We start from the raw sequence: 23,016 nt of genomic DNA, 5'->3' as shown, positions 1-23,016 counted from the left end.
CCGAAGTATGGTGCCTTGCATAGCATGCTTGTACGCTGTACGAACTGCAGTGAACCGCGACCAGGAGTGACGATGACGCGAGAACTCGCGACCGACGCGCCGTTCGGCCAGGTCGTCGACCTGACCGAGCTCCCCACCACCGACGCCGACACCGGACGCTACGTCGGCATCATCGCGCCCGCCTGGACCATCGGTCCCAAGGTGCACGGCGGCACCATGGTCGCCGCCAGCGCGGCCGCGGCCACCCGCTGGCTCACCGAGACCGACGCCTCGCTCGCGCAGATGGCGCCGATCGCGGCCAGCTCCGACTTCCTCGGCGCCCCCGAGCCCGGCGAGGTCGAATACGCGGTCCGCCTCCGCAAGCAGGGCCGCCAGATCTGCCTCGCCGACGCGGAGCTGATCCAGCACGGCCGCACCCTCGTGCGTACCGCCTTCACCTTCGGCCACCTCGACGTCGATGGCACCCGCTGGAGCGACACCGGCACCGACATGCCCGCCGAGCCCGACGCCACCGCGCTCGAGTACACCCCCGATTCGCCGATGGGCAAGATCGTGCACGTCGGCGAGGTGGCCAGGGTCTACCTCGACGCCACGTGGGCCGACTTCGCCCGCGGCGAGACCGGCGCGCCCCGTGCGCGGCTGTGGATCCGCCCGCTCGACGGCGACGAGACCGACCCGCGCGTGCGCGCCGCCTTCGCCATGATGGCCGCCGACATGAGCCCGCCGGTGCCGATCAACCTGGGGCAGTTCGGCTGGTCGCCGACCGTCCAGATGACCACCTACCTGCGCCGCATCCCCGCCCCCGGCTGGCTGCGCGTCATCGCGACCGCCCGTGAGGTCGGTGAGCGCATGTTCGACGAGGACCAGCTGGTCATCGACTCCACCGGTGCCGTCGTCGCGCAGAGTCGCCAACTGGCCTTGATCCCGGCGGCGCGCTGAGGGGTGCCGCACCACTAACCTTGATTCCATGACGAGAATTGCGGTAGTCGGTGGCGGTCGGATCGGTGAGGCGCTGGTCGCCGGATTGCTGGAGTCCGGCCGGGCGACCAAGGATCTGGTCGTGGTCGAGCCGGTCGCCGCGCGCGCCGCGCAGCTCGCCGAGCGGTTCAAGGTGCGGGTGAGCGGCTCGGTCGTCGAGGCGGTCGTCGGGGCCGACATCGTCGTCGTCGCGGTCAAGCCGGGCGTTGTCGACTCGGTGCTGACCGATCTGTCCAAGGCCGATCTCGACACCGGCAGCGAGCAGGTGCTGGTGTCGCTGGCCGCGGGCGTCACGACCGCGCGGCTCGAGTCCAAACTGCCCGCAGGCTTCCCGGTCGTGCGGGTTATGTCGAACACCCCGATGCTGGTCGGGCAGGGCATGAGCGTGCTCGCGCCGGGCCGCTACGCCGACGCCGAGCAGCTCGAGCTCGTCGGCGAGATGCTCGAGGCCGTGGGTAAGGTGGTGACGGTGGCCGAATCGCAGATGGACGCGGTCACCGCGGTGTCGGGTTCCGGGCCGGCGTATTTCTTCCTCGTCGTCGAGGCGATGATCGATGCCGGCGTGAGCCTGGGGCTGACGCGTGATGTGGCCACCCAGCTGGTCGTGCAGACCATGATCGGCTCGGCGGCGCTGCTGGACGAGACCGGGCAGAACGCGGTCGATCTGCGGGCCGCGGTCACCTCGCCCGGTGGCACGACGGCGGCGGCGCTGCGGGTGCTCGAGCGCGGCGCGTTGCGCTCGGCGTTCATCGAGGCGCTACACGCCTCCAAGCAACGCTCCGCGGAACAGGGCGCGTCGAACGAATGACGATCGGGTACCCGGGATGAAAACCGATTTCTCACACCCGTCGCAGTAATCCCACTGGTCCCGCTAAGCTCGTAGAAGCACGTGCGTGTCTGTTCCGCCGGTGGGGAAGCCGGCGGCGCGGACGTGCCGGAGGTCAATGGTGCCATGATGTCTGCGAACAGAATGTCTGCAAGCAATTCACCGGCGTCGGGCGGCGGATCGGGTTCCCCGAGTCCGCGGGTCGGCTCCACGCAGGGACAACCGGTGATCGGCGGTGGCACACAGTTTCTCACCGTCGCCGAAGTCGCCGATCTCATGCGGGTGTCGAAGATGACGGTGTATCGACTCGTCCACTCGGGTGAACTGCCCGCGGTGCGGGTCGGCCGCTCGTTCCGGGTGCATGCGAAGGCGGTGCACGACTACCTGGAGACGTCGTACTTCGACGCCGGCTGACCCAGGTCGGCCACAAGGGCGGTTTCGTCGCTGCTCGGGTGTCCCGGTAGCATGAACCCTCGGTTCGTGTCCGCCTGCCGGTGGCACCGCTTCGTGGTGTCCGGTGCGCCCCGGCGGCGCGGACACCAGACGACGCACGCGACACCGCGTGTGTATGCCGAGTAGAGAAACGCGAGGAAACCCTATGGGTTCTGTGATCAAGAAGCGCCGCAAGCGTATGTCGAAGAAGAAGCACCGCAAGCTGCTTCGCCGCACGCGTGTGCAGCGGCGCAAACTCGGCAAGTAAGCCTGCGTGCCACGCGAGCCCGTCACCTTCGAGGTGGCGGGCTCGCGTTTTGAAAAGATCAGGTTTGTGAATCTCACCATGCGCTGACGAGTCGACCTCGTTAAAAGCTTGTTGATCGTGTCGGTGGGTGGCACGAATGCGGCTACTCTGGTACGCGGGAAAACATGAGAAGCAGGGGGCTTTGAGTGGGGCCAGGTCCGAGTTCCGATACACGGGAACGACACGTACCGAAGGTAGTGCTGGTGACCGGAGCCAGCCGCTTCTTCGGTGGCAATGTCGCGTCCAGGCTCGCCGCGGAACCGGGTGTCGAGCGCGTGATCGCGGTCGACACGATGACCCCCAGCCGGGAGCTCCGCCGTCGCATGGGCAGCGCCGAGTTCGTGCGCGCCGACATCAGGAATCCACTGATCCGCAAGGTCGTCGAGGGCAACGACGTCGATACCGTCGTGCACGCGGCCGTGCTCACCCGTCCGCCCGCCGGTGGTGGTCGCGCGGTGATGAAGGATCTCAACGTCCTCGGCACGATGCAGTTGCTCGCCGTGTGTCAGAAGGCGCCGTCGGTGCGGCGCGTTGTCGTCAGGTCGTCCTCGGCGGTGTACGGCTGCAGCGCCAAGGACCCGGCGAAATTCACCGAGGAAATGGGCGCGCGTACCCCACCGGCCGGTTGGTTTGCGCGCGACATGATCGATATCGAGGCGCTGGTCCGCGGAATGGCGCGACGCAGGCCCGATATTTCCGCCTCGATTCTGCGTTTCGCGCCGATCGTGGGTCCTCGGCTGGCCGATCGCGGCGTGCAATATCTGCGTTCGCCGATCACCCCCACCGTGCTCGGGCGCGACGCCAGGCTGCAATTGCTGCACGAAGAAGACGCGGTCGCCGTTCTGGTGCATGCGGCCTTTCGGGCACATGGCGGTACAGTGAATATCGCGGGCGATGGCGCACTGGCCATGTCCCAGGCGATCCGCAGGGCCGGGCGCATTGTCGCGCCGGTGCCGTTCTTCGTTTTCCGCACTGTCGGGCGCACGCTGATGGGCCCGGTCATGCGCGGATTCAGTGGTGAACAACCCGACTACTTCTACTTCGGTTGCGGGCTCGATACGACCCGCATGCGGACCGAACTCGGTTTCACCCCCCGCTGGACCACGGTCCAGGCATTCGACGACTTCATCGCGGGCGCAGCGTTGCGGCCCGTCTTCGATCCGGCTTGGATCGACGCCGCGGAAACCAAACTGCTCGGCCTCATCGGGGCCGATTCGGGAGCGCATACATGAACGAGGGAGCGAAAGTCATTCGTCTCGACGTGAATGTCGAGACCCGACAACGACCGCAGGCGCGACGCTGGCCGGACCAGCCGATGCAGGCCACCCCGGTCACCTCGCTGAGTGAACGCAGACCGGGCATGCCGACCCGGCCACCCAAGACCCTGTCCGACATCGTCCGCGACGCCGTCGCGGGCCAGATCGAGAACGCCGCGGAGTTCGCCCGGCGCCGGCTCACCGGCGACTACTCGATCGACGAGTTCGGCCTCGACGAGCACCTGCTCGAGTCGGTCATCCTGCCGGCGCTGCGACCGCTGTCGGACTTCTGGTTCCGGGTCGAGGTCGCCGGCATCGAGAACATCCCGGCCACCGGTGGCGCGCTGATCGTCGCCAATCACGCGGGCACCGTCCCGCTCGACGGGCTGATGCTGCAGCTGGCCATCCACGACAAGCACCCGAGCCACCGAGCGCTGCGGCTGCTGGCCGCCGACCTGGTCTTCGAGCTGCCGCTGGTCGGCGCGCTGGCCCGCAAGGCCGGGCACACCCTGGCCTGCCCCCCCGACGCCGAGCGGCTGCTGCGCTCCGGCCAGATCGCGGGTGTGTTCCCCGAGGGCTTCAAGGGTGTCGGCAAGAACTACGCCGATCGCTACAAGCTGCAGCGCTTCGGTCGCGGCGGGTTCGTCTCGGCCGCCGTGCGCACCGGGGTGCCGATCATCCCGTGCTCGATCGTCGGCTCGGAGGAGATCTACCCGAAGCTGGCCGATATCAAGCCGCTGGCCCGCCTGCTCGGCCTGCCGTACTTCCCGGTGACCCCGCTGTTCCCGCACCTGGGCCCGCTGGGCGCGATCCCGCTGCCCTCGAAGTGGTACATCGAATTCGGCGAGCCGATCGCCACCACGGCCTACGCGCCGGAAGAGGCCGACGACCCGATGACGATGTTCGAGGTCACCGACCAGGTCCGCGAGACCATCCAGCAGACCCTCTACAAACTGCTGGCAAAGCGCCGCAACCCCGTCCTGGGGTAGCGGGCACTCAGTGCTCCCGGTGGCGGGCGACCGCCGCCGCGACGGCACCGCCCGCCGCGCCCAGCGCGAGCGCGGTGGGCACGCCGATCTTGGCGGCCTTGCGGCCGGTGCGGAAGTCACGGATCTCCCAGCCCCGGTTCTTGGCGACCTCACGCAGGTCGGAGTCGGGGTTGATCGCCACCGCGGTGCCGACCAGCGAGAGCATCGGCACGTCGTTGTGGCTGTCGGAGTAGGCCGTGCAGCGCTTGAGGTTGAGGCCCTCGCGGACGGCCAGGGTGCGCACCGCGTGCGCCTTGCCGAGGCCGTGCAGGATGTCGCCGACCAGGCGGCCGGTGAACTTCCCGTCGACACTCTCGGCCACTGTGCCCAGCGCGCCGGTGAGCCCGAGGCGCTTGGCGATGACGTTGGCCAGTTCCACCGGCGTCGCGGTGACCAGCCACACCTGCTGGCCCGCGTCCAGGTGCATCTGGGCGAGCGCGCGGGTGCCGGGCCAGATCTTGTCGGCGATGATCTCGTCGTAGATCTCCTCACCGAGCGCGGCCAGCTCCGCGGTCGGACGGCCCGCGATGAAGCTGAGCGCCTTCTCCCGGCCCGAGGCCATGTCGGAGGAGTTCTCCTTGCCGGTGACCCGGAACTTCACCTGCTTCCAGGCGACGTCGACCAGGTCGGAGGTCTTGAAGTACTTGCGGGCGGCCAGCCCGCGGGCGAAGTGCACGATCGAGGCGCCCTGGACCAGGGTGTTGTCGACGTCGAAGAACGCCGCCGCCGTCAGATCGCGGGGTACCTCCGGTCCCGTCGGCTCGCCCTGTTCGGCGAGTTCGGACTCGTGCAGGGTGAGCGCGGCGTCGGCGCTGGCCTCACCGGCCAGATTGGCGCGCAGCTCCTCCTCGCTCGGCCCGAACGGGCTGCGCGGCAGCCGTGCGAACTGCTCCTGTAGTTCCTGGCCCAGGCGGCTGGGCTGCCACCGCGCAGGGAACTCCCCGAATCGCCCTGCGACGAATCCGGCCCTAGCCACCTTCGAACGTTCCGGCACCAGTACCCTCCGCTAGTCGCGCGAACCATGTCCACAGTAACCGGATTCACCGACAAGCCGTGGCGGGCTCGGGGATTAAATAGGGCTCATGACTAATCCCACACCCACCGTGACCCTGTTGACGCGCGCCGGTTGCTACCTGTGCACCACGGCACTGGCGCAATTGGAGACCATCTGTGGTGATTTCGGTCTCCCGGTGCACACCGTCGACGTCGACGAAGCCGCGGTCAGCGACCCCGGACTCCGCGCAGAATACGGCGATCGCCTGCCCGTGGTCTTGTTGGACGGCCGTGAACACAGCTATTTCGACGTCGACGAGCCACGTTTGCGGGCCGACCTGAGCCGTTTCGCTGGTCGCGGCGGAAAATGAGGCCAATTTCACCGACTTTGTGAACGCCTGCACAAGCGGTTACGGTGGTGGCACGCAATCCGCACCGCCGCGCCCAGCAGCGGCGGTGACCGGGTTTGTACAGCCCCCCATGGCACCGGTCGCGCTCTCGCGACGCAGTGACCCACACCGGTGAACGAACGACAGGAACCGGACCGTGATCAGGCCCGGCACGAGGAGCCGACGACGTGACAGAGCAGCATGAGACGCCAGGCGGCGTCTCCGGCAAGGCTCTTCAGAGGGATATCCCCCAGGCCACGGTGACTCGTCTTGCTACCTATCTCCGGGTTCTCGCCGGGTTGGCCGACGAGGGTGTAGCCATCGTATCGAGTGAGGAACTGGCTGTCGCGGCGGGTGTCAATTCGGCCAAGCTGCGCAAGGATCTTTCCTTCCTCGGACCCAACGGTGTGCGGGGTGTCGGCTATGACGTAGCCAAGTTGCGCACCAGGATCGAAGATGTGCTCGGTCTGTCGCAGGGACATCGGGTGGTGCTGATCGGTGCGGGCAATCTGGGCCGCGCCCTGGTCGGCTACGGCGGTTTCGGGGTACGTGGCTTCACCGTGGTCGGGATCTTCGACAACAGCTCCGCGGTGATCGGCCAGTCGTACGCCGGTCTCGTCGTGCGTGATGTCGACCAGCTCACCGAGCAGATCCCGGCGCTCGCGCCGACCATCGCGGTCCTCGCCGTACCGGACGAGGCCGCCCAGGACGTATGTGACCGGCTCGTCGCCGCCGGGCTCCCGTCGATCTTGAGCTTCGCCCCGTGTGAACTTCGCGCACCCGCCCACGTGGAGGTCCGCCGCGTCGACCTGGCGATGGAGCTGCAGATGCTCTCCTTCGACGCCGCTCGCAACGACGCGCCCGCCCTGCCCGAGGTGGCCCAGGCCGGATCCGGACGGATCGCGCGCCGGGTGCCCGCGCAGAACCATCCCACCCTCACGCACCCCGCGCCGGTCGAACCGGCGCGCGGCAGGCCTACGCGACGCACCGCGCCGCGCTCCGCCACTCCACACACAGCCACCCCGCATTCGGCAACGGAGCCAAGCACCAAGGGATCGGTGATCACGCCATGAGCGAGCGCCAGCGAGCGAATCAGCAGGCCAGCGCGCGGACGCGCATGACGGCGCCGAGCGCAAGCGAGGTGCGGTCATGAGTGTCCTGCTCGTCGGAATTTCTCATCGGAGTGCACCGGTCTCGGTGCTCGAGAAGGTCGCGATCAGCGAAGCCGACCGTCCCAAGCTGGTCGACCGCCTGCTCGCCTCCAGCCACGTGTCCGAGGCGATGATCGTCTCCACCTGCAACCGCGTCGAGGTCTACGCCGTGGTCGACGCCTTCCACGGCGGGCTCGGCGAGGTCAGCGAACTGCTCACCAAGCATTCCGGGCTGCCGCTCGGCGATCTGACCAGGCACGCCTACGTGCGCTACAGCGAAGCCGCCGCCGAGCACCTGTTCGCGGTCGCCAGCGGTCTGGACTCGATGGTCGTCGGCGAGCAGCAGGTGCTCAGCCAGATCCGCAGCGCCTACGCCAGCGCCGACGGGCAGCAGGCGGTCGGGCGCACCCTGCACGAGCTGGCCCAGCACGGGCTGCGGGTCGGCAAGCGGGTGCACTCGGAGACCGGGATCGACCGGGCAGGCGCGTCGGTGGTCTCGGTGGCGCTGGACCGGGCGCGCGGCGTCGTCGGCGATCTGGCCGGTCGCACCGCGGTGGTGCTCGGCGCCGGTGCGATGGGCGGCCTGGCCGTCGCGCACCTGTCGCGGGCCGGGATCGGCCGCATCGTCGTCCTCAACCGCACGCTCGACCGCGCGCAGCGCCTCGCCGAAACCGGGCGCAGCATGCACGGCGTCGACGCCGAGGCGCTGGAGATGGCGCGGCTGACCGAGGCGATGGCGGCCGCGGATGTCGTCATCACCTGTACCGGCGCGGTCGGTGCGGTCGTCACGCTGGCCGACACCCACCGTGCCCTCGCCGGCCGGGCCAGTACCGAAGCCGCCGACCGGCCGTTGGTCTTCTGCGACCTCGGCCTGCCGCGCGACGTGGAGCACGCTGTGGCCGGGCTGCCCGGCGTCGCCGTCATCGACATCGAATCGCTGCAGCGCGATCCGGCCGCGGGTGCCGCGGCCGACGACACCGCCGCCGCACGCCAGATCGTCGCCGACGAACTCGCCAAATACCTTGCCGGGCAACGCATGGCGGAGGTCACCCCCACGGTGGCCGCGCTGCGGCAGCGGGCCGCCGAAGTGGTGGAAGCCGAACTGCTGCGGCTGGATTCGCGGCTGCCCGATCTGGCCGACCCGGCCCGCGACGAGGTGGCGCGCACCGTGCGCCGCGTCGTCGACAAGCTGCTGCACGCGCCGACGGTGCGCGTCAAGCAGCTGGCTTCCACGCCGGGCGGCGACAGCTACGCCGAGGCGCTGCGTGAGCTGTTCGAACTGAAACCCGGTGCGGTGCAAGCGGTTGCCGCTCCCATGGAGGTCGCTGCGGCGGAGTCCGCGCTGGCCGACGACTTCACCGCAGGACACCTCGGCGACGGGCAGTCCCGCATGACCGAGTCAAGGCCCGGAGGAGGCAGCCCGCGTAACCACGCAGAGCCTCTCGGGCATGCGCAGGAGGACACCGCATCATGACCACGACAGTGCAGGAAGAGGACACCGTGACCGCAGGCAGCATTCGTGCGCCGTGGCGGATCGGCACGCGCGGCAGCCTGCTCGCCCTGACGCAGGCGGGCACCATCCGTGATGCGCTGATCGCCGCGGGTCAGCCCGCCGAGCTGGTCGTCATCAAGACTCCGGGCGACCTGTCGTCGGATCCGGTGCAGAAGATCGGCGTCGGCGTGTTCACCTCGGCGCTGCGTGACGAGCTCGCCGCCGGCGGCATCGACATCGCGGTGCACTCCTACAAGGATCTGCCCACCGCGCAGGACCCGCGCTTCACCATCGCCGCCATCCCGCCCCGCGAGGACCCCCGCGACGCGCTGGTCGCCCGCGACGGCCTGGTCCTCGGCGAGCTGCCCGCGGGCGCCAAGGTCGGCACCTCCGCGCCCCGCCGCGCCGCACAGCTGCGCGCGCTCGGCCTCGGCCTTGACATCGTCCCCCTGCGCGGCAACATCGACTCCCGGCTGCGCAAGGTGAGTGAGGGCGAGCTCGACGCCATCGTCATCGCCCGCGCCGGCCTGTCCCGGATCGAGCGGACCGACGCGATCACCGAGTCGCTCGAGCCGGTGCAGATGCTGCCCGCGCCGTCGCAGGGTGCCCTCGCCGTCGAGTGCCGCAGCGACGACCCGGAACTGATCGAGATCCTCACCGGCCTGGACGACGCGTCGACCAGGGCCGCCATCCTGGCCGAGCGTTCGCTGCTCGGTGAGCTCGAGGCGGGCTGCACCGCCCCGATCGGCGCGATCGCCGAGGTCGTCGAGTCGATCGACGAGGACGGTCGCATCTTCGAGGAACTGTCGCTGCGGGCCTGTGCCGCCGCGATCGACGGTTCCGATGTGCTGCGCGCTTCGATCGTCGGCGCGCCCGCCGATGCCGAGGAGCTCGGCCGCACGCTCGCGCGCGAACTGCTGGATCTGGGCGCTCGCGCACTGCTGAGCGTCACGGACGAGCCGGAACCGGAGGTCGGTTCCCCCACACAGGCGGTGAACACTCCCGCCCCAGACTTCACCAATTCCAGCCCGATGGAGAACAACCGATGAGCAGCCGAGGCACCAAGAAGCAACCAGGGCGGATCCTTTTCGTCGGATCCGGCCCCGGCGACCCGGCCCTGCTGACCGTGCGCGCCCGTGAGGTGCTCGAGCGGGCGACACTGGCGTTCACCGACCCCGACGTCGACAAGGGCGTGCTCGCCCTGATCGGCATCGGTGTGGCGGCGGCCGAGGACGGCCAGCGTCCGGTCGACGTGCGGCCCGCGCTCGGCGAGCCCGCCGAGGTGGCCAAGACGCTGATCGCCGAGGCCCGCAACGGCCACGACGTGGTGCGCGTCGTCGCCGGTGATCCGCTGACCACCGATTCGGTGATCACAGAGGTCAATGCCGTCACCCGCTCGCACATGGTGTTCGAGGTGCTGCCGGGCCTGCCCAACGGCTCCGCGGTTCCCAGCTACGCCGGCATCGCCCTCGGTTCCGGGCACACCGAGGCCGATGTGCGCGGCGAGGTCGATTGGGCGGCGCTGGCCGCCGCGCCCGGTCCGCTGGTGCTCAGCGCCACCTCCGGCCACCTGGCCGAGACCGCGAGCGCGCTGGTCGAGCACGGGCTGGCCCCGCAGACCCCGGTCGCGGTGACCGTACGTGGCACCACCCGGCAGCAGCGCACCATCGAGGCCACGCTGGCCACGCTGAACAACGCGGCCTCCGAGCTGGTCGGCCCGCTGGTCGTGACGGTCGGCAAGGAAGTCGACAAGCGCTCGAAGATGTCGTGGTGGGAGTCGCGTGCCCTGTACGGCTGGACCGTGCTGGTGCCGCGCACCAAGGACCAGGCCGGCGAGATGAGCGAGCGGCTGGTGACCCACGGCGCCATCCCGATGGAGGTGCCGACCATCGCGGTCGAGCCGCCGCGCAGCCCCGCGCAGATGGAGCGCGCGGTGAAGGGCCTGGTCGACGGCCGCTACCAGTGGGTGGTGTTCACCTCCACCAACGCGGTGCGCGCGGTGTGGGAGAAGTTCGCCGAGTTCGGCCTGGACGCGCGGGCGTTCTCCGGTGTGAAGATCGCCTGCGTCGGCGAGGCCACCGCGGAGAAGGTGCGCTCCTTCGGCATCAACCCCGAGCTGGTGCCCAGCGGTGAGCAGTCCTCCGAGGGCCTGCTGGCCGACTTCCCGCCCTACGACGACGTGTTCGACCCGGTCAACCGGGTGCTGCTGCCCCGCGCCGACATCGCCACCGAGACCCTCGCCGAGGGCCTGCGGGAGCGCGGCTGGGAGATCGACGACGTCACCGCCTATCGCACCGTGCGCGCGTCGCCGCCGCCGGCGGAGACCCGCGAGATGATCAAGACCGGCGGTTTCGACGCGGTCCTGTTCACCTCGTCCTCCACGGTCCGCAACCTGGTCGGCATCGCGGGCAAGCCGCACGCGCGCACCATTGTCGCCTGCATCGGCCCGAAGACGGCCGAGACCGCGATCGAGTTCGGTCTGCGCGTGGACGTGCAGCCCGAGACCGCGCAGGTGGGCCCGCTGGTGGAGGCGCTGGCCGAGCACGCCTCGCGTCTGCGCGCCGAGGGTCTGCTGCCGCCGCCGCGCAAGAAGAGCCGCCGCAGCAGCAGCCGCTAGCCTGCCGAAATCGCCCGAAGGCCCGCCCACTGTGGCGGGCCTTCGGCGTCTCGGAATCATCGGCTGTAGCGCAGCAGCGTGCGCACCAGCCGGCAGGTGGCATCCGACGGCGGGCGCAACTCGATCTGCTCGGCGGTGCGCCGGATCGTGTCGTTGGTGGCCTGATTCGGCAGGTACACACCGGAATCGAGCAGCGCGATCGTCAACCGCATGGCCTTGAGCCTGCGGTTGTGCGTCACGTACCAGCGGCGCGGCCTGCCTGCGGGCAGGCGCTTCTTCTCCAGTGGCACGTACGGCGCGGTGATGAACGTGGACTTCGGTGCTGCGGCAATGGCGTTCATGGCGTCCTCCCGTCGCGAATGGGTCCCGCCCCCGATCGTCGGGAACCCTCGAACACGCTTTCGATTGTAGCGAGGGGGTCCGACAAGTTTCGCCGATCTCTCGCGGAAGCCATTGAGCTCCAGTGGGATTCGATGTTATCCACAGGTTCGCGGCGGCCCGTCGCCGGGCGGCTGTCGGACCAGTGTGGTCTAGTGGGCACCGATGTCACGGGAGGAGACACGATGACGGCGGAAGAGATCGGCAAGCGCCTCGGTGCCCATGTCGAGGCGGACGAACTGCTCGGCCTGGCCTGGCTCGTCGCGCGCGGCGACCGGGTGGCGACCGGCACGGTCGGTCATCTCGACCCGTCGCGCGCGGCACCCGTGCGCGACGACACGATCTTCCGTATCTCCTCGATGACCAAACCGCTCACCGCGGTCGCGGCCACGATCCTGATCGAGGACGGCGTGCTCGACCCCGCCGAGCCGGTCGACCGGCTGCTGCCCGAACTCGCCGACCGCCGCGTGCTGGCACACCCGGCCGCCGAGGTCACCGACACCGTCGCGGCCCGGCGCCCGATCACCGTCGACGACCTGCTCACCTTCCGGCTCGGCTGGGGGATGGACTTCGCCGACTTCTCGCCCAAGCCGTTCGACGCGGCCTGGAGCGAGCTCGGCCTCGGCTGGGGTCCACCGACTCCCGCGCAGCTGCCGCAACCGGATACCTGGCTCGCCCGGCTGGGCACCATGCCGCTGCAATATCAGCCGGGGGAGCGCTGGCTCTATCACGTCGGCGCGCCGATCCTCGGCTTCCTGATCGGCCGGGCCGCCGGTAAGCCGTTCTCGGAGTTCCTGGCCGAGCGAGTCCTGCGTCCACTCGGCATGGTCGACACGGCCTTCTCCGTACCCGCCGGCAAGCTCGACCGCTTCGGCCCGCACTACGCCGACCGGGACGGCGCGCGGATCGTCTTCGACCCGGTCGACGGCCAGTGGAGCACGCCACCGGCGTTCGAGGGCGGCGGCGACGGGCTCGTCTCCACCCTCGCCGACTATCACCGGTTCGCCCGCATGTTGCGCGACGGCGGCGCGCTCGACGGCACCCGGATCCTGTCCGAAGCGGCCGTGGCCACGATGACGCGCGACCACCTCACCGCCGCACAGCTCGCGGCGGGCGGGCCGAACCCGGACGGCAGCGCGGGCTGGGGCTACGGCGTCGGTGTCCAGCTCAGCGACCTGCCCGACGGTCCGCGTGCCGGCTCCTACGGTTGGTCCGGCGGCCTCGGCTCCACGTGGTCCAACGACGGCGACGTGACCGGCATCCTGCTCACCAACCAGACGTGGAGCTCGGCCGGACCACTCCCGGTGTTTGCCACCTTCGAGTCGATCTTGGGCGAGGTGGCCCGCGCCGGCGACGCCGCGTAGGCGCCGACGCGGGGCTGTGCGCGCAGGCGTATTCTGCGGTCTATGACCGCTTTCGACCGCCCGCGGCGGTTGCGCAGGACACCCGCATTGCGTCGGCTCGTCGCCGAAACCACGCTCGAGCCGCGTCAGCTGGTGCTGCCGATGTTCGTCGCCGACGGCATCGACGAACCGCGCGAGATCAGCTCGATGCCCGGCGTGTATCAGCACTCGCTGGACTCGCTGCGCAAGGCGTCGGTCGAAGCGGTGACCGCCGGTGTCGGCGGCCTGATGCTGTTCGGTGTGCCGCTGCCCGAGGACAAGGACGCCACCGGCAGCCAGGCCAGCGATCCGAACGGCATCCTCAACCGCGGCCTGCGCGCGCTGGCCGAGGAAGTCGGCGACGCGACCGTGGTCATGGCCGACACCTGTCTGGACGAGTTCACCGATCACGGCCACTGCGGCGTCGTCGCCGCCGATGGCGCGGTCGACAACGACGCCACCCTGCACCGCTACGTCGAGATGGCGCTGGCGCAGGCCGAGTCGGGCGCCGATCTGCTCGGTACCAGCGGCATGATGGACGGCCAGGTCGGCGCGATCCGGCGCGGGCTGGACGCCGTCGGACGCACCGACACCGCCATCCTCGCCTACGCGGCCAAGTACGCCTCCGCCTTTTACGGCCCGTTCCGCGAGGCCGTCGGCTCGTCGCTGGAAGGCGATCGCCGCACGTATCAGCAGGACCCGGCCAATCGCCGCGAATCGCTGCGCGAACTCGATCTCGACCTCGCCGAGGGCGCCGACATCGTGATGGTGAAGCCCGCGATGTCCTACCTCGACATCCTGCGCGACGTGGCGGACCGCTCGACGGTCCCGGTCGCCGCGTACCAGATTTCCGGCGAGTACGCGATGATCACCGCCGCCGCCGAGCGCGGCTGGATCGACCGCAGGGCCTCGATCCTGGAGTCGCTGATCGGCATCCGCCGGGCGGGCGCCGACATCGTGCTCACCTATTGGGCGACCGAGGCTGCACACTGGCTGTCGTGATCGTTCCACCGCAGAAACCCGAATCCCTCCCGATGCCCGAGGATGTCGGCACCGCGCGTCAGTTGTGGTGGGCCGTGTCCGGGCTCGGGGTCGTCTACACCGGCGCCGGAATCGTCACCATGACCGGGCAGCGCGATGAGCTGAGCAAGCAGTTCCTCGACGAGATGCACAAGAGCGACCCGGGGTTCCCGGCCTCCACGGTCGACGTGATTGTGCTGCTTGCCTTCGTGCTGACCGCGGTCGTCGGACTCGTGCTCGCCGGGGTGACCGTGCTGATCGCCCAGCAGCTCGGCCGCGGCAAGTCCTGGGCGCGCACGGTGCTCACCGTCGTCGCGGTCTGGCTGGGGATGGGCGCGGTCGCCACCATGTTCGCCTTCTCCGGCGACACCGCGGTGGCCACGATGGTCGCCGGTGGCACCGCGATCGTGCAGGGCGTGCTGGCGGTCGGCGCCGCGTATCTGAGTTACCGGCCGGAATCGACCAAGTACTTCCAGCTGAACCGCCGGTGAACACGAGGTTGAACGCCCACGTCTTTGGTCACTGACACGTCACAGTGTATGGTGAGCATGATCACAGGGATTTGGGGTAATCCCGGTGATGTGACCGGTCGAAGACCGGGGGATTCGGAGGCAATGATGCGTGTGGTGATCGAGCAGCAGCACCGCCTGCGCCGCGACCTGTTGGTCATCGGCTTGATGGTCCTGCTGGCCGTCGTCACCATCGCCCTGATTCTGTTGCCGAGTCTGGTCGGCTGATCCACCGGCGCCGTCGGCGCCGCGGTCCCCCATGGTGTTGTTCTCCGAGCCCGGCGCGCGATGGCGCGCGGTCGCCTACGGCCCGTTGTTGTGCGCGGTGATCCTGCTGGTGGAGTGGCTCGCCGGCAGCACCCTGCACGGGTTCGCCCTCGGTTTCTGCGCCGTCGCCATCGGTGGTTTCACGGTGCTGCAGGTGATCGCCGGACGCACGCACGCCCGGGTCGAACTGACCGGCACCGCCCTGCATCAGGGCGTCGAATCCGTGCCGCTGACCGAGATCGCCGCCGTGCTGCCCACCGATGACGACGATGCCGCCGACGGCCGGGCTCTCGGCGCGCTCAGCGGCGTGCCGCGGCGCCGTCGCGGCATCGGATTGCGCCTGGTCGACGGCCGGATCGTGCAGGCGTGGGCGATCGACCACGCCGGGCTGCGCGCCGCGCTGGGCGCGGCCCTGGCAGGATCGCAAGGATGAAACGCTGGATCGCCACGGCGCTGTTCGAGCTCGGCCTCGCCGTGATCTGCCTGGCCGGTGCGGTCTACAGCTGGAGTCATGCCCGGCGGGTGACCGGCTTCGTCACCTCCGACGAGCATCCAGGGTTCGAGGCCGTCCGGTACGTGCCGCCGCTGCTGCTGCTCGCGACGGCGCTGGTCATCGTCGCGGGGATCCTGGCGATCGACGCCGTCGCCCGGGTCGTGAGCCGTTCTGTAGCACTGCGGTCTGCCGAACCGATGTCCTGAGTGAAGCCGAATCCCGATGCGCGCGTTGGGGTTCGGGACATATCTCGACCGCTCGCTCCGGCGGGCACACGGAGGACCACCGATGACCAAGCTCACCGCAGGATTCTGTACGGCGGCCGCGGCCGCGGCGGCGATCGCCCTGGCAGCGGCACCCGCCCAGGCCGCGGGCCTGCCCCTGACCCCCCTGGTCGCCGAGCCGGCCGCCGGTGGCTTCGCCCCGGAGACCGGCTCGAGCGGTATCTACAACGGCATCATGTGCCAGCTGCACACGATCTCGGCCGAGGTCCCCTGCATGTACACCTAACCGGCCCACTGCTGGTAGACGTCGACGACGCGGCCCCCGCGGGTGCCCGGTGCGTTCAGGAACACGGTGACGGTGCCGTCGGGATGGCTCGCCGCCTCCGTCACCACCTGACGCAGGGTGGCGCGGATGCCGCCGTCGGCGTCGCGGTACAGATTCGTGTCCCCGTGCAGTCCCGCGCCGATCCGGTTGGCGGGGACGAGCATCGCGGTGAGCGCCGGGATCGGGCCCGCGCCGAGCGCGACGGTCTCCTCGTGACTGAGCTGCGCGCCGATCCGGTCCGGCTGGGCCTGCGGTGCGAAGGCGGTGGCCGAGCCGGCGCCGAAGACCAGTCCGGCCGCGACGAAGCCCGTACACAGGGCAGCGCGCGGGAAACACAGTGCAGTGCTGGTGACGCCGAAACGCATGAAACACCCTTCCGCTGATAGCTGATGTCTACCGCTCGGTGCTCGAGCAGCCCGCAGCGTAGCCGCAGGCCAGCGCACCCGGATCGAAATCATCCGCGCGCGGGGGCGGCGTGTCGGGCGTGTCGCCGGTGGGTCGCTGCGGTCTGGGTCACTGTGCTCCACCCTGTCGTCCGGCGCGCCGAGGCGAGCTGAGAGACTGGAATCCGTGAGTTCTTCTCCGCGCGCGGCCGAGGCCAGTCCGTCGCAGGTACCGATGTCCGCTCAGCTCTTCGAGCGGGCCGCTTCGGTGATCCCGGGTGGTGTCAATTCCCCGGTCCGTGCGTTCAATTCGGTCGGCGGAACTCCGCGGTTCATCGCCTCGGCGAACGGCTACACGCTCGTCGACGCCGACGGCAACGAGTACGTCGATCTGGTCTGCTCCTGGGGTCCGATGATCCTGGGCCACGCGCACCCCGCCGTCGTCGAAGCGGTGCAGCGGGCAGCTACCAGCGGACTGTCGTTCGGCGCGCCCACCGAGGCCGAGATCGAGCTGGCCGAGGCCATCGCCGCGCGGGTCGAGCCGGTCGAGCGGGTCCGGCTGGTCAACTCCGGCACCGAGGCCACCATGAGCGCGGTGCGCCTGGCCCGCGGCTTCACCGGCCGGTCCAAGATCATCAAGTTCTCCGGCTGCTACCACGGCCACGTCGACGCGCTGCTGGCCGACGCCGGCTCGGGCGTCGCGACGCTCGGCCTGCCGACCTCGCCCGGTGTCACCGGTGCCCAGGCCGCCGACACCATCGTGCTGCCCTACAACGACCTCGCCGCCGTCGCGGCCGCGTTCGAGGCCAACCCGGGCCAGGTCGCGTGCGTCATCACCGAGGCGGCGGCGGGCAATATGGGCGCGGTCGCGCCGCTGCCCGGTTTCAACGCGGGCTTGCGCACGCTGGCGCACGACAACGGCGCGCTGCTGATCATGGACGAGGTCATGACCGGCTTCCGGGTCAGCGCCTCGGGTTGGTACGGCCGCGAGGGCGTCGCCGGTGACCTCTACACCTTCGGCAAGGTGATGAGCGGTGGCCTGCCCGCCGCCGCGTTCGGCGGTCGCGCCGAGATCATGAACAATCTCGCCCCGCTCGGTCCGGTCTATCAGGCGGGCACGCTCTCCGGGAATCCCGTCGCCGTCGCGGCCGGGCTCGCGACGCTGCGCGCCGCCGATGCCGAGGTGTACGCGGCCCTGGACCGCAATGCCGATCGGCTCGGTGGTCTGTTCGCGAAAGCCCTGACCGAGGCAGGGGTCGAGCATCAAGTGCAGTTCGCAGGCAATATGGTGAGCGTGTTCTTCGCCGACCGCCCGGTGACCGATTACGACGCCGCCAAGGCGAGCCAGACCTGGCGTTACCCAGCCTTCTTCCACGCCCTGCTCGACGCGGGCGTGTACGCGCCGCCGAGCGCGTTCGAGGCCTGGTTCGTCTCCGCGGCGCTCGACGAGGACGCGTTCGACCGTATCGCCGCCGCTCTGCCCGCCGCCGCCCTCGCGGCCGCGGCCGCAACCCCCGAAGGATCCCCAGCGTGAGCTCCGACCAGCCCGACGCAGAATTCGCCACCCAGGTCGACGGTGACGAGGCGCCGCATCCCGCGCCCGCCGCCGCGCCACCCGCCCTCGACGACGACCACGCGACCGTGGAAACCATCGTGCACGTGCTGCGCCACGGCGAGGTGCACAACCCGAACGGCATCCTCTACGGCCGCCTGCCCGGCTTCAGCCTCTCGGTGACCGGCCGATCGCAGGCAGCCGCCGTCGCGCGCTCGCTGGCCGACCACGACGTCTCCCTGGTGATCGCCTCCCCGCTGCAGCGCGCCCAGGAGACCGCGGCCCCGATCGCGGCCGCCCACGACGCCATCGTGCGCACCGACGAGAACCTGATCGAAGCGGGCAATACCTTCGAGGGCCTGCGCGTGTCCGTCGGTGACGGCGCGCTGCGCAAGCCCCGGCACTGGTGGAAGCTGCGCGACCCGTTCACCCCGTCCTGGGGCGAGCCGTACCTGCAGATCGCGCACCGCATGCTGGCCGCGGTCAACAAGGCCCGGGTCGAGGGCGCCGGGCACGAGGTGGTGCTGGTCTCGCATCAGCTGCCCGTGTGGACGCTGCGCCGGTTCCTGCAGGGCCAGCGGCTCTGGCACGACCCGCGCAACCGGCAGTGCTCGCTCGCCTCGCTGACCTCGCTGGTCTACCACGGGGATACCCTGGTGGACATCGTGTACTCCGAACCAGCGGGCGCCTCCGACCCTTCGGTTCACGGCGCATGACACGCTCCACCTCGTCGGTCCCCGCCCGCAGCCATCGGCTGCGGGCGATCACTGCCGTCCTGTCCGCGCTGCTCGTGATCGTCGCGGCCGCGGGCTGCGCGACAGGTACCGATGCGGTGGCTACCGGTGGCGGCACCTTCGAATTCGTCTCGCCCGGTGGTAGAACCGATATCTACTACGATCCGCCCGCCTCTCGCGGAACGATCGGCAAGCTCTCGGGGCCCGATCTGATGAACGAGGGAAAGACCGTCTCGGTCGACGATTTCCCGAACCAGATCGTGGTCGTCAATCTGTGGGGACAGTGGTGTGGCCCGTGCCGCGCCGAGTCGCCCGCACTCGAAAAGGTGTACGCGGCGACCAAAGACAAGGGCGTCGCGTTTCTGGGAATCAACGTCCGCGATCATCAGCGGGACAAAGCCCAGGACTTCGTAGTGGACAACAAGATCGAATACCCGTCCATCTACGACCCGTCGATGCGAACCTTGCTCGCGCTCGGCGGAAACTTTCCCACCAGTGTCATTCCGACCACGTTGATCCTGGATCGTCAGCACCGGGTCGCCGCGGTCTTCCTTCGCTCGCTATTGGCAGAAGATCTGCAGCCCGTGGTCGAGCGCATCGCCGCCGAGGAGAAGCAGTGAGCCGTCGTCGTCCCGGAAATCTGACCGCGTGTCGCCCCCGTCAGGGCGCGCGCCGCATGGGAGCGGGGTGGACCGTCGACGATCGTTGGGCGGGCATCGCGACCGTCCCGCGCAGCGTCGCCGGTGCGGGCCTGTTCGATTTCGGCCCGGCCGAACCGGCCGAGACCGAGCGCACCCTGTCGTTGCCCCGCGACGAGCAGCGTGACGAGGACACAGGCGCCACCGAGTGAGCATGCTCGCCGCAGTCGGGGATTCGTTCCAGCAGACGGCGGCATCGGGTCCGTTGCTGTTGGCGCTGGGTGCCTGTCTGCTCGCGGGCCTGGTGTCGTTCGCTTCACCGTGTGTTGTGCCGTTGGTGCCGGGCTACCTGTCCTATCTGGCCGGGCTGGTCGGCGCCGAGGCGCCACCGGCCAGTGCCACGCAGGTGGGCACGCTCACCGCGCAGCGCCGTAGCGCCAAGATGCGGGTGGCCGGTGCCGCCGGACTGTTCGTCGCCGGGTTCACGGTGGTGTTCGTGCTGGCCACGGCCACCGTGTTCGGTGTGATCCAGACTCTCAACGTCAACCGGGAGTTGCTGCAGCGCATCGGCGGTGTGGTGACCATCCTGATGGGTCTGGTCTTCATCGGCCTGGTGCCGGCGCTGCAGCGCGACACCAGGATGGAACCGCGCAGGTTCACCAGCATCGTCGGCGCGCCCCTGCTCGGCGGGGTGTTCGCGCTGGGCTGGACGCCGTGCCTCGGGCCGACGCTGTCCGGGGTGATGGCGGTCTCCGCGGGTACCGAGGGCACCACCGCGGCCCGCGGTGTGGTGCTGATCGTGGCGTACTGCCTCGGGCTCGGGCTGCCGTTCGTCGTGCTGGCGTTCGGGTCGGCCGGTGCGCTGCGCGGGGTCGGATGGTTGCGGCGCAATTCGCGCACCATCCAGGTAATCGGGGGTGTTCTGCTCGTCGCCGTCGGCGTCGCGCTGGTCACGGGGGCGTGGGATCAGTTCGTCGGCTGGGTGCGTGACGGGTTCGTCTCCGAGGTGACTCTTCCGATCTGATGACTGACACACTGACTCCGCCGACCACCCCCACCCCGCCCGTCCGGCAGTCCCTGCCGGGCCGGGCCTGGGCCCTGGTCCGCAATACCTGGCGCGGCCTCACCAGCATGCGCACCGCCCTGGTGCTGCTGTTCCTGCTGGCGCTGGCCGCCATTCCCGGCGCCCTGCTGCCGCAGCGCAGCCTGAACACGCAGAAGGTCGAGCAGTACATCGCCGACCGCCCGACGCTGGGTCCGTGGATGGACCGGTTCGAGCTGTTCGACGTGTTCGGTAGCTTCTGGTTCACCGCCATCTACGTGCTGCTGTTCATCTCGCTGGTCGGCTGCATCCTGCCGCGCTGCTGGGACCACTACCGGGCCCTGCGCACCCCGCCGGTGCCGACCCCGCGCAACCTGGGCCGGTTGCCGCACCACTTCAGCGAGACCGTCGACCGCGACGCCGACGCCGTCGTCGAGCAGGCGCGTGGTCAGCTGCGCGGCTGGCGCACCGAGGTGCGGCCCGGCAAGCGCGACGGCGAGGTCACGCTGTCGGCCGAGAAGGGCTACCTGCGCGAGTTCGGCAACCTGGTCTTCCACCTGTCGCTGGTGGGGCTGCTCGCCTCGATCGCGCTGGGCAAGCTGTTCGGCTACGAGGGCAATGTCATCGTGATCGCCGACAACGGCGCCGGCTTCTGCACCACCTCGCCCGCGGTGTTCGACTCGTTCCGCGCGGGCAATGTCAACGACGGCACCGGGATGACCCCGCTGTGCGTGCGCGTCAAGGACTTCAAGGCCGACTACCTGCCCACCGGCCAGGCCGAGATGTTCACCTCCAACATCGAGTACCAGGCGGGCGAGGACCTGAACACCGACACCTGGCGCTCCACCGAGCTGCGGGTGAACCATCCGCTGCGCGTCGCCGGTGACCGCGTCTACCTGCAGGGCCACGGCTTCGCGCCGACGTTCACCGTCACCTTCCCGAACGGGCAGACCCGCACCGAGACCATCCAGTGGCGCCCCGACGACGCCAGGACCTTCCTGTCCAGCGGCGTCCTGCGGATCGACCCGCCCGGCGGCATGTACGCCACCGACGAGGAGCGCCGCCAGAACCAGATCGCCATCGAGGGCCTGTTCGCCCCGACGGCGCTGTTCCACGGCAGCCTGCTCACCTCGTCGTACCCGACGATGGACGATCCGGCCGTCGCCGTCGACATCTACCGCGGCAACACCGGCCTGGACACCGGCCGCTCGCAGTCGCTGTTCGCGCTGGACCCGGAGATGATCAAGCAGGGCAGGCTCACCAAGGAAGCGCGGGTCAACCTGCGGCCGGGCGAGTCGACCACGCTGCCCAACGGCGCGAAGGTCACCTTCGACGGTGCCGAGGAATTCGTGAACCTCCAGGTCTCGCACGATCCGGCCCAGCAGTGGGTACTGGTGAGCGCGCTGACCATGATGGCGGGTCTGCTGGTGTCACTGCTGGTCAAGCGGCGCCGAATCTGGATCCGGGCGTACCCCGCCGAGGCCGGGGCAGGTACCGTGGATCAACGACGGACCGTAGTAGAGATGGGCGGTCTGGCCAGAAGCGATCAGGCGGGCTGGGGTAGCGAATTCGACCGGCTGCGCGCGCGGGTACTGAACGCGGAAACGGAGAACTGATGCCGATCGACGAAACGGTGGCGCGCTACAGCGACTTCGCCTTCATGTCGGCCATGGCCATCTACGCCCTGGCCCTGGTGTTGTTGCTGGTGCAGTACGCCTCGGCGCGCGCCAACAAGGTCGCCGAGCGGGAGCTGGTCACCGCGGGCGCGCCCGTCGACCCGTCGCTGCCCGGTCGCATCGAGACGCCGGCCGCCAAGCCGACCTCCGAGCGCCTCGGCAACATGGCGTACGCGGTGCTGCTCGTCGGCGCGGTGCTGCATGTCGGCTCGATCGTGCTGCGCGGCTTCGCCACCCACCGCTTCCCGCTCGGCAACATGTACGAGTTCACCACCATGGCCACCGCGGCCGCCGTGGCGATCGGCCTGTACTTCCTGCGCGACCAGCGCTACCGGTCCATGTGGGTCTTCCTGCTGGTCCCCGTGCTGATCCTGATGTTCCTGGCCGGCACCGTCCTCTACGCCGACGCCGCGCCCGTCGTCCCCGCGCTGCGTTCGTTCTGGCTGCCGATCCACGTCACCATCGTCAGCATCGGCAGCGGCGTCTTCCTGGTCTCCGGCGTCGCCAGCCTGCTCTACCTCTACCGCATGCGTCAGCCCGCGGGCGAGGAGTCGAACTCGATCTTCGGCACCATCGCCCGCCGCCTCCCCGACGCCCGCACCCTCGACCAGCTCGCCTACAAAACCACCATCATCGGCTTCCCCCTCTTCGGCGCCGGCGTCATCCTCGGCGCCATCTGGGCCGAAGCCGCCTGGGGCCGCTTCTGGGGCTGGGACCCCAAGGAAACCTGCTCCTTCATCGCCTGGGTCCTCTACGCCGCCTACCTCCACGCCCGAGCCACCTCCGGCTGGCGCGACACCAAGGCCGCCTGGATCAACATCGCCGGCTTCGTCGCCATGCTCTTCAACCTGTTCATCATCAACATGGTGATCTCGGGGTTGCACAGCTACGCCGGATTGAACTGACTCTTCGCACGCGCGGGCA

27 protein-coding genes are annotated in these 23,016 nt (G+C 69.7%); 24 read left to right on the top strand and 3 right to left on the bottom strand.

Annotation, left to right across the window (positions count from 1 at the left end):
* Positions 1-72: 72 nt before the first annotated feature.
* From NV348_RS12485 to NV348_RS12460, 6 genes are all read left to right on the top strand, one after another.
* Positions 73-939, top strand: coding sequence for a thioesterase family protein (locus tag NV348_RS12485; RefSeq protein WP_447147069.1), 867 nt, complete (start codon positions 73-75; stop codon positions 937-939).
* A 28-nt stretch (positions 940-967) separates the two neighbouring features.
* The gene (gene proC, locus NV348_RS12480) at positions 968-1,786 is read left to right on the top strand and encodes a pyrroline-5-carboxylate reductase (protein WP_447147068.1); all 819 of its coding nucleotides are present in this window, start codon (positions 968-970) and stop codon (positions 1,784-1,786) included.
* A 162-nt stretch (positions 1,787-1,948) separates the two neighbouring features.
* The gene (locus NV348_RS12475; protein WP_355273993.1) at positions 1,949-2,218 is read left to right on the top strand and encodes a helix-turn-helix domain-containing protein; all 270 of its coding nucleotides are present in this window, start codon (positions 1,949-1,951) and stop codon (positions 2,216-2,218) included.
* A gap of 184 nt (positions 2,219-2,402) precedes the next feature.
* Positions 2,403-2,504, top strand: a complete 102-nt coding sequence (locus NV348_RS12470; protein WP_003402602.1) for a 30S ribosomal protein bS22 — start codon at positions 2,403-2,405, stop codon at positions 2,502-2,504.
* Positions 2,505-2,740: 236 nt separating this feature from the next.
* Positions 2,741-3,775, top strand: a complete 1,035-nt coding sequence (locus NV348_RS12465; protein WP_447147067.1) for an NAD-dependent epimerase/dehydratase family protein — start codon at positions 2,741-2,743, stop codon at positions 3,773-3,775.
* A complete protein-coding gene (locus NV348_RS12460) occupies positions 3,772-4,788 on the top strand; it encodes a lysophospholipid acyltransferase family protein (RefSeq protein ID WP_447147066.1) in 1,017 nt (338 codons plus the stop codon). The genes NV348_RS12465 and NV348_RS12460 overlap by 4 nt, the downstream gene beginning before the upstream one ends.
* Positions 4,789-4,795: 7 nt before the next feature.
* On the opposite strand, the gene NV348_RS12455 is transcribed toward NV348_RS12460, so the two are convergent.
* The gene (locus NV348_RS12455; RefSeq protein WP_447151012.1) at positions 4,796-5,737 is read right to left on the bottom strand and encodes an HAD family hydrolase; all 942 of its coding nucleotides are present in this window, start codon (positions 5,735-5,737) and stop codon (positions 4,796-4,798) included.
* A gap of 172 nt (positions 5,738-5,909) precedes the next feature.
* Between NV348_RS12455 and NV348_RS12450 the strand changes: the two genes are divergently transcribed.
* From NV348_RS12450 to NV348_RS12430, 5 genes are all read left to right on the top strand, one after another.
* Positions 5,910-6,191 (top strand): glutaredoxin family protein, encoded by a 282-nt coding sequence (locus NV348_RS12450; protein WP_447147065.1) that lies wholly within the window; start codon positions 5,910-5,912, stop codon positions 6,189-6,191.
* 206 nt (positions 6,192-6,397) lie between these two features.
* Positions 6,398-7,282 carry a redox-sensing transcriptional repressor Rex gene (locus NV348_RS12445; RefSeq protein ID WP_447147064.1) on the top strand — a complete coding sequence of 295 codons (885 nt, stop codon included), beginning with the start codon at positions 6,398-6,400 and terminating at the stop codon, positions 7,280-7,282.
* A gap of 76 nt (positions 7,283-7,358) precedes the next feature.
* Positions 7,359-8,834, top strand: coding sequence for a glutamyl-tRNA reductase (locus tag NV348_RS12440; protein WP_447147063.1), 1,476 nt, complete (start codon positions 7,359-7,361; stop codon positions 8,832-8,834).
* Positions 8,831-9,901: a hydroxymethylbilane synthase gene (gene hemC, locus NV348_RS12435; RefSeq protein ID WP_447147062.1), complete on the top strand. Its 1,071-nt coding sequence runs from the start codon at positions 8,831-8,833 to the stop codon at positions 9,899-9,901. The genes NV348_RS12440 and hemC overlap by 4 nt, the downstream gene beginning before the upstream one ends.
* The gene (locus NV348_RS12430) at positions 9,898-11,469 is read left to right on the top strand and encodes a bifunctional uroporphyrinogen-III C-methyltransferase/uroporphyrinogen-III synthase (RefSeq protein ID WP_447147061.1); all 1,572 of its coding nucleotides are present in this window, start codon (positions 9,898-9,900) and stop codon (positions 11,467-11,469) included. The genes hemC and NV348_RS12430 overlap by 4 nt, the downstream gene beginning before the upstream one ends.
* Positions 11,470-11,525: 56 nt before the next feature.
* On the opposite strand, the gene NV348_RS12425 is transcribed toward NV348_RS12430, so the two are convergent.
* Positions 11,526-11,810 carry a hypothetical protein gene (locus NV348_RS12425; protein WP_447147060.1) on the bottom strand — a complete coding sequence of 95 codons (285 nt, stop codon included), beginning with the start codon at positions 11,808-11,810 and terminating at the stop codon, positions 11,526-11,528.
* Between the two features lie 222 nt (positions 11,811-12,032).
* Here NV348_RS12425 and NV348_RS12420 point away from each other — a divergent pair, with 222 nt between their 5' ends.
* From NV348_RS12420 to NV348_RS12395, 6 genes are all read left to right on the top strand, one after another.
* Positions 12,033-13,211: a serine hydrolase domain-containing protein gene (locus NV348_RS12420; protein ID WP_447147059.1), complete on the top strand. Its 1,179-nt coding sequence runs from the start codon at positions 12,033-12,035 to the stop codon at positions 13,209-13,211.
* A 42-nt stretch (positions 13,212-13,253) separates the two neighbouring features.
* Positions 13,254-14,231, top strand: a complete 978-nt coding sequence (hemB, locus tag NV348_RS12415; protein ID WP_447147058.1) for a porphobilinogen synthase — start codon at positions 13,254-13,256, stop codon at positions 14,229-14,231.
* The gene (locus tag NV348_RS12410) at positions 14,228-14,740 is read left to right on the top strand and encodes a hypothetical protein (RefSeq protein ID WP_447147057.1); all 513 of its coding nucleotides are present in this window, start codon (positions 14,228-14,230) and stop codon (positions 14,738-14,740) included. The genes hemB and NV348_RS12410 overlap by 4 nt, the downstream gene beginning before the upstream one ends.
* A gap of 277 nt (positions 14,741-15,017) precedes the next feature.
* Complete coding sequence (mce1N, locus tag NV348_RS12405; RefSeq protein WP_447147056.1) at positions 15,018-15,458, top strand: transport-regulating membrane protein Mce1N; 441 nt, start codon at positions 15,018-15,020, stop codon at positions 15,456-15,458.
* Positions 15,455-15,724, top strand: coding sequence for a hypothetical protein (locus NV348_RS12400; RefSeq protein WP_447147055.1), 270 nt, complete (start codon positions 15,455-15,457; stop codon positions 15,722-15,724). The genes mce1N and NV348_RS12400 overlap by 4 nt, the downstream gene beginning before the upstream one ends.
* An 82-nt stretch (positions 15,725-15,806) precedes the next feature.
* Positions 15,807-16,028 (top strand): hypothetical protein, encoded by a 222-nt coding sequence (locus NV348_RS12395; RefSeq protein WP_447147054.1) that lies wholly within the window; start codon positions 15,807-15,809, stop codon positions 16,026-16,028.
* On the opposite strand, the gene NV348_RS12390 is transcribed toward NV348_RS12395, so the two are convergent.
* Entirely contained in the window at positions 16,025-16,432 is a 408-nt protein-coding gene (locus tag NV348_RS12390) for a hypothetical protein (protein WP_447147053.1), read from the bottom strand. The genes NV348_RS12395 and NV348_RS12390 overlap by 4 nt on opposite strands.
* 253 nt (positions 16,433-16,685) lie before the next feature.
* On the opposite strand from NV348_RS12390, the gene hemL reads away from it, so the two are divergent.
* The 7 genes from hemL (at position 16,686) to ccsB (ending at position 22,997) form a co-directional block, all read left to right on the top strand.
* Complete coding sequence (gene hemL, locus NV348_RS12385) at positions 16,686-17,984, top strand: glutamate-1-semialdehyde 2,1-aminomutase (RefSeq protein WP_447151011.1); 1,299 nt, start codon at positions 16,686-16,688, stop codon at positions 17,982-17,984.
* Between the two features lie 107 nt (positions 17,985-18,091).
* A complete protein-coding gene (locus NV348_RS12380; protein ID WP_447151010.1) occupies positions 18,092-18,718 on the top strand; it encodes a histidine phosphatase family protein in 627 nt (208 codons plus the stop codon).
* Positions 18,715-19,356 (top strand): TlpA disulfide reductase family protein, encoded by a 642-nt coding sequence (locus NV348_RS12375; protein ID WP_447147052.1) that lies wholly within the window; start codon positions 18,715-18,717, stop codon positions 19,354-19,356. Before NV348_RS12380 ends, NV348_RS12375 begins: the two co-directional genes overlap by 4 nt.
* On the top strand, positions 19,353-19,586 hold the full coding sequence (locus tag NV348_RS12370) for a hypothetical protein (RefSeq protein WP_447147051.1): 234 nt from the start codon (positions 19,353-19,355) through the stop codon (positions 19,584-19,586). The genes NV348_RS12375 and NV348_RS12370 overlap by 4 nt, the downstream gene beginning before the upstream one ends.
* A 2-nt stretch (positions 19,587-19,588) precedes the next feature.
* A complete protein-coding gene (locus NV348_RS12365) occupies positions 19,589-20,398 on the top strand; it encodes a cytochrome c biogenesis CcdA family protein (RefSeq protein WP_447147050.1) in 810 nt (269 codons plus the stop codon).
* Positions 20,398-22,032, top strand: a complete 1,635-nt coding sequence (resB, locus tag NV348_RS12360; protein ID WP_447147049.1) for a cytochrome c biogenesis protein ResB — start codon at positions 20,398-20,400, stop codon at positions 22,030-22,032. The genes NV348_RS12365 and resB overlap by 1 nt, the downstream gene beginning before the upstream one ends.
* Positions 22,032-22,997, top strand: a complete 966-nt coding sequence (gene ccsB, locus NV348_RS12355) for a c-type cytochrome biogenesis protein CcsB (protein ID WP_447147048.1) — start codon at positions 22,032-22,034, stop codon at positions 22,995-22,997. Before resB ends, ccsB begins: the two co-directional genes overlap by 1 nt.
* Positions 22,998-23,016: the final 19 nt, after the last annotated feature.

This window comes from Nocardia fodinahabitans, assembly GCF_052983615.1.
This window is presented reverse-complemented; position numbering and strand designations above follow the sequence as displayed.

Coding starts and splice junctions, on each gene's coding strand:
- NV348_RS12485 (WP_447147069.1), top strand. CDS start 73: ATGACGCGAGAACTCGCGACCGACGCGCCGTTCGGCCAGGTCGTCGAC.
- proC (WP_447147068.1), top strand. CDS start 968: ATGACGAGAATTGCGGTAGTCGGTGGCGGTCGGATCGGTGAGGCGCTG.
- NV348_RS12475 (WP_355273993.1), top strand. CDS start 1,949: ATGTCTGCAAGCAATTCACCGGCGTCGGGCGGCGGATCGGGTTCCCCG.
- NV348_RS12470 (WP_003402602.1), top strand. CDS start 2,403: ATGGGTTCTGTGATCAAGAAGCGCCGCAAGCGTATGTCGAAGAAGAAG.
- NV348_RS12460 (WP_447147066.1), top strand. CDS start 3,772: ATGAACGAGGGAGCGAAAGTCATTCGTCTCGACGTGAATGTCGAGACC.
- NV348_RS12450 (WP_447147065.1), top strand. CDS start 5,910: ATGACTAATCCCACACCCACCGTGACCCTGTTGACGCGCGCCGGTTGC.
- NV348_RS12440 (WP_447147063.1), top strand. CDS start 7,359: ATGAGTGTCCTGCTCGTCGGAATTTCTCATCGGAGTGCACCGGTCTCG.
- hemC (WP_447147062.1), top strand. CDS start 8,831: ATGACCACGACAGTGCAGGAAGAGGACACCGTGACCGCAGGCAGCATT.
- NV348_RS12430 (WP_447147061.1), top strand. CDS start 9,898: ATGAGCAGCCGAGGCACCAAGAAGCAACCAGGGCGGATCCTTTTCGTC.
- NV348_RS12425 (WP_447147060.1), bottom strand. CDS start 11,810: ATGAACGCCATTGCCGCAGCACCGAAGTCCACGTTCATCACCGCGCCG.
- NV348_RS12420 (WP_447147059.1), top strand. CDS start 12,033: ATGACGGCGGAAGAGATCGGCAAGCGCCTCGGTGCCCATGTCGAGGCG.
- hemB (WP_447147058.1), top strand. CDS start 13,254: ATGACCGCTTTCGACCGCCCGCGGCGGTTGCGCAGGACACCCGCATTG.
- mce1N (WP_447147056.1), top strand. CDS start 15,018: ATGGTGTTGTTCTCCGAGCCCGGCGCGCGATGGCGCGCGGTCGCCTAC.
- NV348_RS12400 (WP_447147055.1), top strand. CDS start 15,455: ATGAAACGCTGGATCGCCACGGCGCTGTTCGAGCTCGGCCTCGCCGTG.
- NV348_RS12395 (WP_447147054.1), top strand. CDS start 15,807: ATGACCAAGCTCACCGCAGGATTCTGTACGGCGGCCGCGGCCGCGGCG.
- NV348_RS12390 (WP_447147053.1), bottom strand. CDS start 16,432: ATGCGTTTCGGCGTCACCAGCACTGCACTGTGTTTCCCGCGCGCTGCC.
- hemL (WP_447151011.1), top strand. CDS start 16,686: ATGTCCGCTCAGCTCTTCGAGCGGGCCGCTTCGGTGATCCCGGGTGGT.
- NV348_RS12375 (WP_447147052.1), top strand. CDS start 18,715: ATGACACGCTCCACCTCGTCGGTCCCCGCCCGCAGCCATCGGCTGCGG.
- NV348_RS12365 (WP_447147050.1), top strand. CDS start 19,589: ATGCTCGCCGCAGTCGGGGATTCGTTCCAGCAGACGGCGGCATCGGGT.
- resB (WP_447147049.1), top strand. CDS start 20,398: ATGACTGACACACTGACTCCGCCGACCACCCCCACCCCGCCCGTCCGG.
- ccsB (WP_447147048.1), top strand. CDS start 22,032: ATGCCGATCGACGAAACGGTGGCGCGCTACAGCGACTTCGCCTTCATG.